13 protein-coding genes are annotated in these 13692 nt (G+C 56.1%); 4 read left to right on the top strand and 9 right to left on the bottom strand.

From position 1 onward, the window contains the following. Positions 1–83: 83 nt before the first annotated feature. The 3 genes from recQ (at position 84) to asd (ending at position 3876) form a co-directional block, all read left to right on the top strand. On the top strand, positions 84–1889 hold the full coding sequence (gene recQ / locus HKD42_RS10285) for a DNA helicase RecQ (protein ID WP_170014043.1): 1806 nt from the start codon (positions 84–86) through the stop codon (positions 1887–1889). 61 nt (positions 1890–1950) lie between these two features. After that, complete coding sequence (locus HKD42_RS10280; RefSeq protein ID WP_170013054.1) at positions 1951–2931, top strand: right-handed parallel beta-helix repeat-containing protein; 981 nt, start codon at positions 1951–1953, stop codon at positions 2929–2931. Between the two features lie 90 nt (positions 2932–3021). Further along, complete coding sequence (gene asd, locus HKD42_RS10275) at positions 3022–3876, top strand: archaetidylserine decarboxylase (RefSeq protein WP_170013052.1); 855 nt, start codon at positions 3022–3024, stop codon at positions 3874–3876. Between the two features lie 6 nt (positions 3877–3882). Here the strand turns inward: asd and HKD42_RS10270 are convergent, their stop codons facing one another. The 8 genes from HKD42_RS10270 to pabB form a co-directional block, all read right to left on the bottom strand. After that, positions 3883–4401, bottom strand: coding sequence for a GNAT family N-acetyltransferase (locus tag HKD42_RS10270; protein WP_170013050.1), 519 nt, complete (start codon positions 4399–4401; stop codon positions 3883–3885). Beyond that, entirely contained in the window at positions 4398–5435 is a 1038-nt protein-coding gene (gene ribA / locus HKD42_RS10265; protein ID WP_170013048.1) for a GTP cyclohydrolase II, read from the bottom strand. Before ribA ends, HKD42_RS10270 begins: the two co-directional genes overlap by 4 nt. A gap of 29 nt (positions 5436–5464) precedes the next feature. After that, a complete protein-coding gene (locus HKD42_RS10260) occupies positions 5465–6271 on the bottom strand; it encodes an exodeoxyribonuclease III (RefSeq protein ID WP_170013046.1) in 807 nt (268 codons plus the stop codon). A gap of 303 nt (positions 6272–6574) precedes the next feature. Then, the gene (locus HKD42_RS10255; protein ID WP_170013044.1) at positions 6575–7234 is read right to left on the bottom strand and encodes a LolA family protein; all 660 of its coding nucleotides are present in this window, start codon (positions 7232–7234) and stop codon (positions 6575–6577) included. 88 nt (positions 7235–7322) lie between these two features. Then, positions 7323–7490 carry a 50S ribosomal protein L33 gene (rpmG, locus tag HKD42_RS10250; RefSeq protein ID WP_160601956.1) on the bottom strand — a complete coding sequence of 56 codons (168 nt, stop codon included), beginning with the start codon at positions 7488–7490 and terminating at the stop codon, positions 7323–7325. Between the two features lie 164 nt (positions 7491–7654). Further along, complete coding sequence (arfB, locus tag HKD42_RS10245; protein ID WP_170013042.1) at positions 7655–8059, bottom strand: alternative ribosome rescue aminoacyl-tRNA hydrolase ArfB; 405 nt, start codon at positions 8057–8059, stop codon at positions 7655–7657. Further along, positions 8052–8753 (bottom strand): RluA family pseudouridine synthase, encoded by a 702-nt coding sequence (locus tag HKD42_RS10240; protein ID WP_246236964.1) that lies wholly within the window; start codon positions 8751–8753, stop codon positions 8052–8054. The genes arfB and HKD42_RS10240 overlap by 8 nt, the downstream gene beginning before the upstream one ends. Then, positions 8750–10561: an aminodeoxychorismate synthase component I gene (gene pabB / locus HKD42_RS10235; protein WP_170013040.1), complete on the bottom strand. Its 1812-nt coding sequence runs from the start codon at positions 10559–10561 to the stop codon at positions 8750–8752. Before pabB ends, HKD42_RS10240 begins: the two co-directional genes overlap by 4 nt. Positions 10562–10666: 105 nt before the next feature. On the opposite strand from pabB, the gene HKD42_RS10230 reads away from it, so the two are divergent. Further along, on the top strand, positions 10667–12241 hold the full coding sequence (locus HKD42_RS10230) for a helicase HerA-like domain-containing protein (RefSeq protein WP_170013038.1): 1575 nt from the start codon (positions 10667–10669) through the stop codon (positions 12239–12241). A 32-nt stretch (positions 12242–12273) separates the two neighbouring features. On the opposite strand, the gene HKD42_RS10225 is transcribed toward HKD42_RS10230, so the two are convergent. Continuing rightward, on the bottom strand, positions 12274–13689 hold the full coding sequence (locus tag HKD42_RS10225) for a sensor histidine kinase (protein ID WP_170013036.1): 1416 nt from the start codon (positions 13687–13689) through the stop codon (positions 12274–12276). Between the last annotated feature and the right edge of the window lie 3 nt (positions 13690–13692).

Here is a 13692-nt window from a genome sequence, read left to right as displayed (position 1 = left end):
AGACGCGCATGCCGTCAGGGCAAAGGCCAAATATGTGGGTAACGGGATTCACGGGGCCGGTTCTGTCTGGCATGGAGCGGCTTATGGCGGCGGATTCCGAACTTGCTGAGACAGACTTCCCTGCGCTGGACAGGGCGCGTTCAACGCTGCGGGACGTGTTCGGGTTTGACCGTTTCCGTGGTCGGCAGACGGATGTGCTCAGGCGGATTTTGGATGGGCAATCGACGTTGGCCGTGATGCCGACGGGTGCGGGTAAGTCGCTGACGTATCAATTGCCCGCCATTATGCTGGAAGGGACATGTGTAGTAATCTCGCCCTTGATCGCTCTGATGCATGACCAGCTACGATCAGCCCAGGCGAACGGTATACGTGCAGCCACACTCACCAGCGCTGATGCGGATTGGCGAGAGACTATGGATGCGTTCCGTGCGGGCCAGTTGGACTTGCTCTATGTCGCTCCGGAACGGGCCAGCCAACCACAATTTGCCGACTTTTTAACTGCCTCACCAGTGGCTTTGTTTGCGATTGACGAGGCACACTGCGTTTCAGAATGGGGGCATGATTTCCGGCCGGACTATCGTCAGATGCAGCATTTGATGGACCAGTTCCCTGACGTGCCCAGACTGGCGCTGACGGCGACTGCGGACGAGCGCACACGCCGCGATATTCTGGGGCAATTGGGCATCCCAAAGGAAGGGCTGGTATTGGCCGGATTTGATCGGCCCAACATTCAGTACACTATTCACCACCGGGACAATCCGGTGCGACAAGTGACCGCGATTATGGAAGAAATTTCTGGCCCCGGCATTGTCTACGCGCCAACCCGCCGCAAGGTGGAGGATCTGGCAGAAAAACTAGCCGCCGCTACCGGCCGTACAGTGCTGCCCTACCATGCGGGGCTGCCCGTTGAAGAACGCGCCGCAAATCAGGCAGCATTTGTGGCATCAGAAGATATTGTGATTGTCGCGACGATCGCTTTTGGAATGGGGATCGATAAGCCAGATGTGCGTTTTGTTGCGCATGCCGGCATTCCTAAATCTATCGAGGCCTATTATCAGGAGACAGGCCGTGCCGGGCGTGACGGTGACCCTGCCAAAGCGATGCTGTTTTGGGGGGCAGGGGATTTCGCTCAAGCGCGCCAGCGGCTGAGTGAATTGCCAGAAGAACGGCGCAACGATGAGCGGGCACGGCTGGATATGCTGGCGGCCTTGGTCGAAACCCCGAAATGCAGGCGCGCGGTTCTATTGAGGCACTTTGGTGAAAGCCCGCCCGATGGATGCGGTAATTGCGACAATTGTCTCAATCCGCCAGACGTTACCAACGTGACCGAAACAGCCCGCAAACTGCTTTCCGCAGTCTACCGAACGGGCCAGAGTTTTGGCTTTGGACATCTGCAAAAAGTCCTGACCGGCAGCAGAGACGACCGTATCGCCCAAAAGGGCCACGACTCTCTGAGTGTTTATGGCATCGTTGAGCCCGAGGAGGCACAATTGCTTCAACCGTTGTCTCGGGCAATGCAAGCGCGCGGTGCGCTGGTTGCGACTGAACATGGCGGGTTGGCTTTGGCGGGTGACGCGAAAGCAATTCTGAAGGGCCAGCAAGAGGTCGAAATCGTCATCCCGCCCAAACGGTCCCGCCGCAGCGGAAGAGGCGGGAGCACTGCGAACCCAGTGGGGAATCCGCTGTTCGAGGCGCTTAGGGAGAAGCGCCGCGAACTGGCGGCAAGCTTGGGTGTGCCGCCATATGTAATCTTTCATGACGCCACTTTGCGAGAATTTACGCTGCAACGTCCCGCCAATTTGACCGATATGTCCAGCATCACCGGCGTTGGTAAGAAAAAACTCGACGCCTATGGTGATGATTTTCTGGCCGTTATCAGGCAATTTTGACCTAGCGCAGCCATCAAAAGCGTTAGCGGAGCGTTAACCCTTTCGTACTACGCCGGTCCGCATGGAAAACTTTGCACGCACATCGCCCGCTCGCCCTTCGATTAAACTGATCGGCGTACTCGCCGCACTGGCTGTTGCTGCTATCCCAGCTGCCGCAGTATTTGCGCAGGATAGGGCGGCGTTTACCGTCGTAGAGACGGGGCGCGGATTTAGCACTCTACAAGATGCCGTCGATGCGATTGGCGGCGGTACAGGCACGATTGCCGTTGCGGCCGGAACTCATCGCCAATGTGCGGTGCAATCCGCCGGTTCAATATCATATATGGCATCCCAACCGGGGCAGGCCATTTTTGAAGGCGTAACGTGTGAGGGCAAGGCAGCGTTGGTCTTGCGCGGCCGCGAAGCCAATGTTTCGGGCCTTGTGTTCCGCCGGATGGCGGTGGCCGACTTTAATGGTGCCGGCATTCGCTTGGAACAGGGTAATCTCACGGTCGCCCAAAGCTGGTTCCTGGATAGCCAGCAAGGCATTCTGACCGGCAACGACGCGAATGGGCGGATTGTTATCGACAAATCGACATTCTCTGGCCTTGGCACATGCGAAGGCGCGGGCGGTTGTGCCCATTCTATCTACATTGGCGATTACGGCCACCTTCGGGTCACGCGCAGCAGGTTCGAAAAAGGCCGCGGCGGGCATTACGTCAAAGCACGCGCAAAACGTGTTGACGTGGCGTCATCCAGTTTCGACGATTCCGCCGGTAGCTCGACCAACTATATGATCGATTTACCAGCTGGAGCTACAGGCCAGATTACCAATAATTGGTTCGTTCAGGGCCAGAGCAAAGAAAACTACTCCGCGTTTATCGCAGTTGGTGCGGAGCAAAAATTGCATAGCTCTGACGGCTTGCAGATTGCTGGCAATGATGCCCGTTTGGCCCCCAACGTTCGCCGCAATACTATTTTCGTGGCGGATTGGTCTGGTGCCAATCTGGATATCGGCCCGAACAACCTTGGGTCCGGCCTAAGCCGGTTTGAGCGCCGGTAAGACGCACACCGTCCCTTCAGAATAGATTGAACAGACTCCCAGTGCCGCCTAACGGGGGCATTCCGCGACTTACGCCAATGGGATACCAGTATGTTCGACCGACTGTTTATTTGGCTGCAATATATATTGCCGCAGCACGGGCTATCCAAGCTGGCGGGGGCTGTCGCGCGCAGTGAACGGCCTTGGCTGCGAGATCGGCTGATCGGCAAATTCATTCAGTCGTATAAAGTGAACATGGCGGAGGCGGAGCGGCCCGAAGGCCAGTACCGTAATTTCAACGATTTCTTCACGCGCGCACTGAAACCGGATGCGCGGCCTTTGGCAGATGCGACTACCAGCGTTCTCTGTCCTGCCGACGGTGCAGTCAGCCAGATCGGTTCTATTGAGGACGGACGAATTTTTCAGGCTAAAGGCCAAAGCTATAGCGCCGTTGAACTGCTTGGAGGGGATGCTGAACTCGCGCAGCGTTTTGAAGGTGGGAATTTCGCGACGATCTATCTTTCGCCGAGCGATTATCACCGGGTCCACATGGCAGCCGCCGGAACGCTGGAGAGTACGACATATGTCCCCGGAGATCTGTTTTCTGTGAACACAGTGACGGCAGAGAATGTACCGCGCCTATTTGCCCGAAATGAGAGACTTTCGTCGGTCTTTGCAACCCCTCGGGGAGCGATGGCCAGCGTTATGGTCGGCGCGATGATCGTTGCAAGTATCGAGACTGTGTGGGGCGGGTTGGTGACCCCTCATCAAAAGAGGGTGGCGACGCAGACCTTCGGGTCAGGCGTTTCCCAGCCACAGATTTTCGAGGCTGGCGATGAAATGGGCCGCTTCCTGCTTGGTTCCACTGTCATTCTTTTGTTTGAACCGGGCGCAATGGCCTGGGATGACGCCTTGGTATCGGGCAGTGTCGTTCGCATGGGACAGGCCTTGGGCACTTGGCTGTAAACCTGCTTATCTAAAAGCCTTTGCATATTGGACGATACCGCTGGGCCGATCTCCGCTTATCACCAATCGCTGAAAATATTCGGCTGGCGGCCCGGGATATTGCAGTTCCGGATCATGCTCGAAACCAAAGCGTGAATAATATTCCGGACTTCCGAGCAGGATAATTCCGCGCGCGCCGCGCTGCTCCATTTCAGCAATGCCGCGATTGACCAATGCAGACCCAATCCCAAAACTTTGCTTTAGCGGGATCACAGATATTGGCCCCAATCCGTACCAGTTCTGCGTTCCATCGCTAATCGTCACTGGGGAGAATGCGATGTGGCCAATGATGGCCTTGTCATTGCTTTCGGCGACCAGAGATAGTGTCAAATCGCCATCATTCCGTAAGCCATTGACCAAATGATGTTCGTCGCCATCGCTAAACGGCATTGTTCTGAAAGCTGCTTCGGTTAGCGCATAAATGGCATTTACGTCTTCTGGCTGCTCGTGCCGGATGGCGATTTCATGGGTTGCCGTTTTTGTCATGTGAGTAAGTGCCCTGAACGGTCCCGTTTCGTTGCGAGATAGCGGCGATTATGCGGATTATCGGGGAGCTGATGCTGAACACGCTCGGAAATGATAATGCCGGCGCTGCTCAGGGCATCAACCTTTTTCGGATTATTGGTCATCAGCTTGATCGACTGAACACCAAGCAATTCCAGCATCCGTGCCGCCACCCGAAAATCACGTGCCTCATCCGGCAGTCCCAACCGCTGATTGGCATCAACTGTGTCAAACCCCTGATCTTGCAAATTATACGCGCGGAGCTTGTTGACCAGCCCGATCCCGCGGCCTTCTTGTCGCATATAGAGCAATATGCCCCATCCGCGGCTTTCGGTTTCGTCAGCCATTGCGTGTAGAGCCGCGTCCAATTGCGGGCCGCAATCACATTTCAAGCTGCCAAGCACATCGCCGGTCAGACATTCTGAATGGAGCCGAACAAGGGGTTCTCTGTCCGCGCTTTGCTCACCGATAATCAACGCGACATGTTCGCGCATGTCATTGGCGCTACGAAAGGCTATGATCTCGGCATCGGTTTGCGCGCTAACTGGTAAACGTGCCCGTGTGGCAAGCGTTAGCTGTACCGTGTCACTCCAATCACCAAGGTCGCCGGAGTGCACAAATTCTGCCTCCCCGGCATTGTCCGGATTGACTAGGAAGGCAGGCAGAATTCCCGCCAGACGCGCCAGCTCCATCGCGGCTACTGCATCATCTTCCCAAATGATCGGTTCGGCTTTGAACGGCCCCTTCATAGGATGCGCCAGATCAAGCGCAGGATCAGCAATGGGCCGGGCATTTTGAAGCGAGAGTGGCTCAGCCGCGCGAATAATAACCGGGGCATGCGGCGCGGCCGCATCCCGCTGATTGGCGAGCTTAAGTGTCGCTGCTCTCGCGCAGGAGATAAGCATCCGGGAGGCGTTAGCTTCCACAGCCACCCCGGTTTCTACAGGCAACAAAACGGTGCCGCTGCCAAGGGTAATAGGCCAGCCGTGACGCAGCGCATCAATTGCGCGGGCCACCCGGCGGGAAGGGCTGGGCGTTTTCGCAGTCAGAGATCGAACTCCGTCACTAACGGAATATGGTCTGAGGGCTTCTCCCACCCTCTGCAATCTTCATGAATGCGATGTGCGGAGGCTGTATTCGCCAATGCTGGGGAGGCCCACATATGATCGAGCCTGCGACCGCGGTCGCCAACCCGGTAGTCTTTCGATCGATAGCTCCACCAGCTGAAATAGCGGTCGGGAGCTTTGATGAATTCGCGGCCTATATCGGTCCAATTATGGGCCGCTTGGAAGCGCGCGAGCGTTTCCACTTCTAAAGGGGTGTGGCTGACGACCTTCAGCAATTGCTTGTGGCTCCACACATCACTTTCGAGCGGCGCGATGTTGAAATCTCCGACAATCAATGTCGGGCGTTCGATTGAACCAGCCCAGTCGGTCATGCGGCCAAGAAAATCGAGCTTCTGTCCGAACTTCGGATTGACCTCACGATCGGCCACATCGCCCCCCGCCGGCACGTATACGTTCTCGATCACCATATCTTGGCCCGGCCCCAGGCCGCGCCCGGTGAGCTCAACCCCAACATGGCGGGCTTCACCGTTGGCTTGCCAATCGTGACGGCTATATTCCTGCATTGGGATGCGGCTGACTGTTGCCACGCCGTGATATCCCTTCTGGCCGTGAACCGCGTGATAGGTGTAGCCCAATGCATTGAAGGCTTCGAACGGGAAAGTTTCTTCGACCGTTTTGATTTCCTGCAAACACAAAACATCCGGGGCGTGTTCCTTCAGGAAACGCTCTACAATCGGCATACGCAGGCGGACGGAATTGATATTCCAAGATGCAACTGAAACCATGAGTGGGGCGATAGGCGGAGCAGCGCGATCTGTCTATCTGATGCAGGCAATTGGCTCGTCGGATCGTGAAAAGTCCATTGTTAGACAGGAAAACCCCCGCGCCGGGGGCATTGGCGCGAGGGTTCCGTCTTAGCGTTCGTCACGCTGTACAAGGCGGCTATCTAACCGGAGTCTAGGATAACAGGGGGGAACCCGACTCCAGCCGCTTTGTAAAATCAGAATAAGCCGGGCTGGCTTTCCGTCTCATGAACAGGCCCGGGCAGCCCGTCGCAATCTGGCCACTGGCTGCCCGCGAATCGACGATTACCTGCGACGGGTTGACCGGCGAGGGTCACGATATGTGAATCGCTTGTCGGATACGGCCATGCCGTATTTGTGATTGCGCAACCGGACTGTTGTTCTGTGATTCTGCGAATCAAGAGCCACCCAGTTGGTAAGCTGCCATCCGCCGGGTGCGGAGGCCTTTTTTATGAAGATCAATGTGATGACACCGAATTCGGGCCGGTTTGGATCGCGAACCTCAACACTCAACACATCACTGCGCCCGGTATCGATCAACTTGCCGAACTTTGCGATATCGCGCTTCGGATCGAGCAATGCTCCGAGAGGAGAGTTGCGGATTGGCCAGCGCTGTACTTGATTTACCTCGTAATCAACCAAGGTGAGTGACTTGCCGTTGGAAACCACCAACAGTGGTACACCATCCTGATATTGAAACCGGATTTTTCCAGGGCTTTTCAATGTCATGACACCGCTGATGGCTTGGCCTTGCCGGTCTGTCTGAGTGAAGTCAGCAGTCATGGTGGTGATGGATCGAAGCGCGTCGACTGCACCGTCCAAGTTGTTGCTCGCTGCAGCCACAGGAGCGGCGGGAGCGATCATTGCCGCTGGTGCGAGCAACATCAACGCGGCCGCACAGGCTGTGCGAACCGGCTTGCGAAGAATTTTTGAAGCAATAGTCATAGCTCGGCCAATAGCGGCAGAGAATTGAACCGTCACTGAATTATCGCACATATCATTGTTCAGACAACGATATCTTGGCGATATCGCATTACTTGATTTTGGCTTCCTTGAACTCGACGTGCTTACGCACAACGGGGTCATACTTGCGGAAGGTCATCTTCTCAGTGATGTTGCGTGGGTTCTTTTTGGTTGTGTAGTAAAAACCCGTGTCTGCAGTCGAGACGAGCTTGATCTTGACGGTTGCTGGCTTCGCCATGACGGTATCCTAAAAATCGCTAAAGCCCGAATCAGGGCCGAAAAACAAACAGGCGGCGCACCCGTATGGTGGGGTTGCCGCCCTTCAAGCCGCGCCAAATGGGGTAAAGCCCCTAAAATGTCAAGCATTCTGCGCCTACACAGGCCTGCCGGGTGACTTGGTGATTAGAACTGAACTTTCCCGCGCCCTGCTTTGATTGTGCCGCGGTTCTTTTTCGCCTTGATCCGCTTTTCCTTGCCGACCCGGTTCAGGCGGCTTTTCTTGCGGGTTTTGGGTTCTTTCTGAGCATCCTCAAGCAGTGCGGAGAGGCGCGCTCTGGCATCGTCGCGATTCGCTTCTTGAGTACGGTAATTTCGCGCCGTCAGCACGATTTCCCCTTTGGATGTCAGTCGTGAACCGGCTGCTGCTTTCAAGCGATTAAATACAGGGGGGGAGAGCCGCAAGGCAAAGACATTGAGCCGTAGCTGTACGGCTGTCGCCACCTTGTTTACATTTTGACCCCCGGGCCCTGAGCTGGTGATGAAGCTTTCCTCAACGATCGCCAGTGCCCGAGAAACTACATCATCCATCACTGAACCCGAGTTCAATGAAGTCGGCTGGCATTGGCGCCATCGCTTCGATTGCTGGCTTACCGTCCCGCTCCACCGTGATTTTGGAGGCGTGCAGCATTGTCCGTTTTGCGCCGGTGGGTGTGCCATGGACAGGGCCATACACAGGGTCGCCTAATAGAGGTACGCCTAAGCCAGTTTCTGCGTGGACCCGGATTTGATGGGTCCGGCCGGTCTCTGGCCGGAATTCCAACAGACTGTTCCCGTCTTTTACATCCAAGGTCCGCCAATGGGTCACGGATGGCTTGCCATCGACATCACGCACCATGCGCCATCCCTTTTCAGCGCTGCTAATTTTGCCAAGCGGAAGGTCAATCGTGCCTTCGCTATCAGACAGTTCGCCCGCTATGATGCCAAGATATATTTTCCCGACCAATCGTTCCTGAAATGCCATCGCAAAGCGTTTCACGGCCTTGGGGTTGCGGGCAAGCAAGAGACAGCCAGATGTGTCTGTATCGAGGCGGTGCACTGCGATTGGCGGCCGTTTGAACCCCAGCTTTAGTGTATGGAAATAATCGGCCAGACAGGTCCCGCCGCTGCGGGGCGGATCAACCGGTAACCCGGCTGGCTTGTCGATCACCAGTGCTTCACCATCTTCATAGACGATCGGAATTTTTGCCGTAATCGGCACATTCATGGTTGTTTTGATAGTCATGGTTTGAGTGTTCCTGGCATCAGGCCGCGCACTGCGTTTCCGAGCAGGAAGCCATTGGTAAGATCATTGAGTGCTAGTTCTGTCTCGATAGCGCGGCCGCTTTCAATCAGCGAGCGGCGCATCACACCAGGCAGAAGGCCCAGCGCCAGTGGCGGCGTGTGCAAAACGCCATCGCGTTCAACAAAAACGCTGGTCCAGCACCCCTCTGTGACCAACCCGTCATCGCGAATGAAGATTGTTTCATCCGCTTGGCTGGCTTTGGCTACAGACAGCCCTTCCTCGTAGAAATGCCGGTGTGACGTTTTGTGGCGCAGCCGCCAGTCACCGGTATCGACGGGCAGGGGCAGCGCAATACATTGCAGAGCCTGCTGTAGATTGGGTTCAAGCGGCTGCGTTTCCAGTGCGATAGCCCCGGAGCGGGTGCAGAGCAGCCGGACTTTCGCCGGTGTCTCCAAATCAAAGCATAAGGCGTGGATTTGGTTGCGGGCACCGTGGCGGTCGAAGCTGAAACCCAGTTCCCCGGCGCTGGATTTCATACGTTCGAGATGCAGCTCAAGCAGCTCGATACCTTGTTCCGGGTGAAACCGCATGGTCTCAATCAGATCAAACGCCGCTGCTGTGTGTTCTGGAGAGGTTTGCCGGGCGAAACCGCCTTTGATCAGCGTTTCCCGCCATTCTGCCATCGGTTCGCTATCTGCGACGATGGCAGATCCGACGCCCAGAATGGCATCACCCTGATCATTCTCGATCGGATTCAACCGTAATGTCCGGATCGCAACATTGAATGCCGCTTCGCCGCTTGCGCTAATCCGGCCCATCGCGCCGCAATAGGGACCGCGCGCATCCCGTTCGGTGTCGCTGATAAGTTCCATCGCACGGATTTTGGGCGCCCCGGTGATGGATCCGCAGGGGAATATTGCGCCAATGAGATCAGATGCGCCTTTCCCTGGTTGCAGGGTCGCTTTTACAGAGGACACCATTTGATGGACCGTCGGATAGGTTTCGACCGCAAAGGGGGCTTCCACAGTAACACTGCCTGCCTCGGCGACGCGGGAAAGATCGTTGCGCATCAGGTCCAGGATCATCAGATTTTCGGCCTTGTCCTTTTCAGAATTCGCAAGATCTGCAGCCAACGCGGCATCCTCTTGGCGGTCTTCGGACCGTGGCCGAGTGCCTTTCATCGGCTTTACCTTGATTGCGTTGTCTTTGAGGCTGAAAAACAATTCGGGCGAGAGGCTGAGCAGCCAATGTGACCCATCGAAAATCATCCCGCCATATCCTGCCTGCGCTGCGGGACGTAGTTTCTGATAAAGAGATATCGGATCACCGCGATAAGAACCGGCCAAAGGCAATGTAAGATTGGCTTGGTAAATGTCGCCTGCTGCGATGGCTTCCTGCAATGCGGTAAAAGCTGCTGCATAGCCACCGACAGAGATTTGCGGATCAAGCGGTCCGATCGATCCTTCGCCGCTGCCATGTTCGGTCAGCCATGCATCAACACCATCATGCGGGATGATCTGTTCTTCGCCAAACAATCCCAGCCACACTAGCGGACCAGAGGCTCCGCTGCGACCTGCGGCGGTGGCAGAGAGCTTTCCTTCCAAAGCCAGGCCAGCTTCATAGGCGATATACCCCGCAAGCGTGCCGCCAGTGGCGATTCGTGCAGCATCAGCCTGCGCCAATATATCCGCGACTTGCCCGGCTTGCCTTGCGACAAAAACCTGATCAGGCGCAGTGAATAAATGTGCGTCGACCCCGCCGCTGGCGCGGGCATCATCGAGCAAAACAAAAGGGTGCCGGTCGGACATGGATCCAGCCTTAGCTTGTCAAACGCGCAAGTCGAGTACTTGACCGCATATGCCGGGCTGCTCCACAGCCGTTACATAGCAAATTCCGCGATGGAGATGACGACGATGGGCAGTATTTTTCTGGGGTTGGGCGGCAATGGCGAGCAGCAATCGCTAGATTTGGGCCGGGCCAATCGGCACGGCCTTATCGCTGGTGCAACCGGAACGGGTAAAACCGTAACTCTGCAAGGCATGGCGGAGAGCTTCTCTGCAAACGGTGTGCCTGTGTTCGTGGCTGACGTGAAAGGCGATCTATCGGGGATCGCAATGCCGGGCTCCCCGACGTTCAAGCATGCCGATAAACTGGAAGGCCGCGCCAAAGAGCTGGGCATGGATAATTATGCCTATTCCGATAATCCTGCGATTTTCTGGGATTTGTTTGGTGAGCAAGGCCATCCAATCCGCACCACAATCAGCGAAATGGGCCCATTATTGCTGGCTCGTTTGCTCGACCTCAACGATACGCAAGAGGGGGTCCTGCAGATCATCTTCAAATATGCGGATGAGAACGGGTTGCTCCTGCTCGATTTTGAAGACCTGCAAGCGATCCTTCTTTACGCTTCGCAGAATTCAAAAGAACTGTCTTCGACCTATGGCAATGTCAGCAAGCAGAGCGTTGGCGCGATCCAACGGCAATTACTGAGTTTTGAAGCCCAAGGCGCCGATTTGTTTTTCGGTGAACCGGCGCTGGAAATTGACGATTTTCTGCAAGTGGATGAGCAAGGGCGCGGCTACATCAATGTTCTGGCCGCTGATAAATTGATGCGCAGCCCAAAGCTCTATGCGACTTTCCTTTTGTGGCTGCTGGCAGAATTGTTTGAGACTTTGCCCGAGGTGGGCGATTCGGAAAAACCGAAGCTCGTCTTCTTCTTTGATGAGGCGCATTTGTTGTTTGATGATGCGCCCAAGGCGCTCGAAGACAAGATTGAGCAAGTCGTTCGCTTGATCCGGTCCAAAGGTGTCGGTGTGTTTTTTGTCACTCAAAACCCTATCGACATTCCAGAAGAAGTTGCGGGCCAGTTGGGTAACCGGGTGCAGCATGCACTGCGCGCCTTTACGCCGCGCGATAAGAAAGCAATCAAGGCCGCTGCCGATACTTTCCGGATTAATGAGGAGCTGGATGTCGAAGAAGCGATCACCGAGCTAAAGGTGGGTGAGGCTTTGGTATCGACATTGATGGATGACGGCGCACCGTCAGTGGTTCAGCGGACCCTGATTAAACCGCCACGGTCACGGCTTGGCCCGCTGACCAAGAAAGAACGCGCGATCATCAAATCCATCAGCCCGGTTGAGGGCAAGTATGATGAGCAGGTCGACCGCGAAAGCGCTGAAGAGGTTCTTGCGGCCAAAGCGGTGGACGCGGCAGAAACCGCGAAGGAAGTGGAAGAGAAGGGCGTAGAAGAAGTCGGCAAGCGGTCCCGCAAAAGCAAAAGCCTGTGGGAGAAAGCCCTTAGCCGGGGCACGAAAGTTGCCGCTGGCTCAGCCGCAAGTCTCGCCGCCGCAGCGGTGCTTGGCAAAAAATCCCGGGCCAACCCGATGAAGTCTGGCGTCACATCTGTAGCCGGCTCCATCGCTACCGATTTGGCGGGTCCATTGGCAGGCCGCTTTGTTCGCAATCTGATTGGTGGTTTGATGCGGTAATGGGGCCGCGTGGTGATCGGGCTGACTAGCTTTTAGCGGACTGCGGGTGACCAGATCAGGGGCAATTGTATTTCCGCCCGAAGGCCGCCTTCTGGTTTGTTGGACAGAGTCAGTTCGCCGCCATGCTGTTGCGCAATCGCGCGGGTAATGGTCAGGCCTAATCCAGCGCCGCCCGTCTCGCGGTTGCGTGACGTTTCGCCGCGTGTGAATGGTTGGAGCATCTCCTCAATTCTATCTGATTCAATACCAGGACCGCTATCATCCACCCGTATGGTGACGGCCTCCGGTGTTGTAATCAGCGATACCTCTGCCGCATTGCCATACCGAATGGCATTACTGATCAGGTTTCGAATGCCCCGCCTCAGCCAAGTGATGTAGATGGGGTAGACCACTCTGGTTGTTTCGGCGACGGTGACCGGCCGGCCGCGATCCTCAAACTCCTCTACGACTGAGCCGAGCAAGGCAGACAATTCCGCCCGTTCAGGGGCTTCATGCGCTTTACCCACCCGTGCCAGCGTCAGGATATCATCAAGCGTTTGGGTAATGTCTTCAATGCTTGCGGCCATCTTGCTGCGTTCATGTTCATCTGTGACCGATTCGATACGGACACGAAGCGCGGCCAAAGGCGTTTTCAGATCATGGCCGATAGCGCCGAGCATGACATCCTTTTCGCTCAACAGGCCGGCAATGCGTGTTTCCATGACGTTGTGAGCAGCAATAAGACGGCGGATATCTTCTGGCCCGTTTTGTTGCAGCGGCGCGGTGGAAATAGCGTTCTGGCCAAATTCCTCGGTTCGCTTGGTAAGTTCGCCGAGCGGCCGGGTGATCCGTCTGAGCAGAAGAAATAACAGCCCAATCAAGATGACATATAAAACGAGCGTTTGAAGCACAATCGTTGTGACAGCGGCTCTTGGACCATTGGGTATCGGGATGCGGGCCAATTGCCACTCGGCCGCGCCAGGTTGACGAAGCGCCGCAACCAGCAGGCGAGTTTCGTCGTCACCCCTGCGGGCTAAGCGGCGCTGCAGGCGTGGATTCGATTGAACAAATGGGTCGGCAGCGGCGTCCCGCTTGACGATCACAATCTCTTCCGCAGCAATCCCCTCGCGCGCAAGTATCTTTTTCAGTTCGCTCTCAAGGTTCGCGTCTCGCGTCTCGCCAGTGAGAAGTTCAGCAGTTGTTGCCGTTTCTAGCGGCAATGGTCTGGGAAGCCGTCGACTTACCTCACGGGGCACGCCCGCCCTGCGTGCACCGCGCCGCATTTCCCTGAAAGCGCGGGGACCCTCTGGCGCAATCAGCCGAAAGGCTGCAGAGTTAAGAACCGCCTGCTCTCTGCGGTTCTCCCCCGCTTGAAATAGCAGAACGGCGGATACGGTCTGGGCGAGCAAAAGGGCAAGTGCGACAGTTAGCAGCACTTGCCCCAATAGGCTTTTGGGCCACAGACGCATGGC

The sequence above is a fragment of the Pontixanthobacter rizhaonensis genome (genome assembly GCF_012972675.1).
GTDB classification, from domain to species: Bacteria; Pseudomonadota; Alphaproteobacteria; order Sphingomonadales; family Sphingomonadaceae; genus Pontixanthobacter; species Pontixanthobacter rizhaonensis.
The sequence above is the reverse complement of the archived record's forward strand: the minus strand, read 5'-3'. Positions and strand labels throughout refer to the sequence as shown.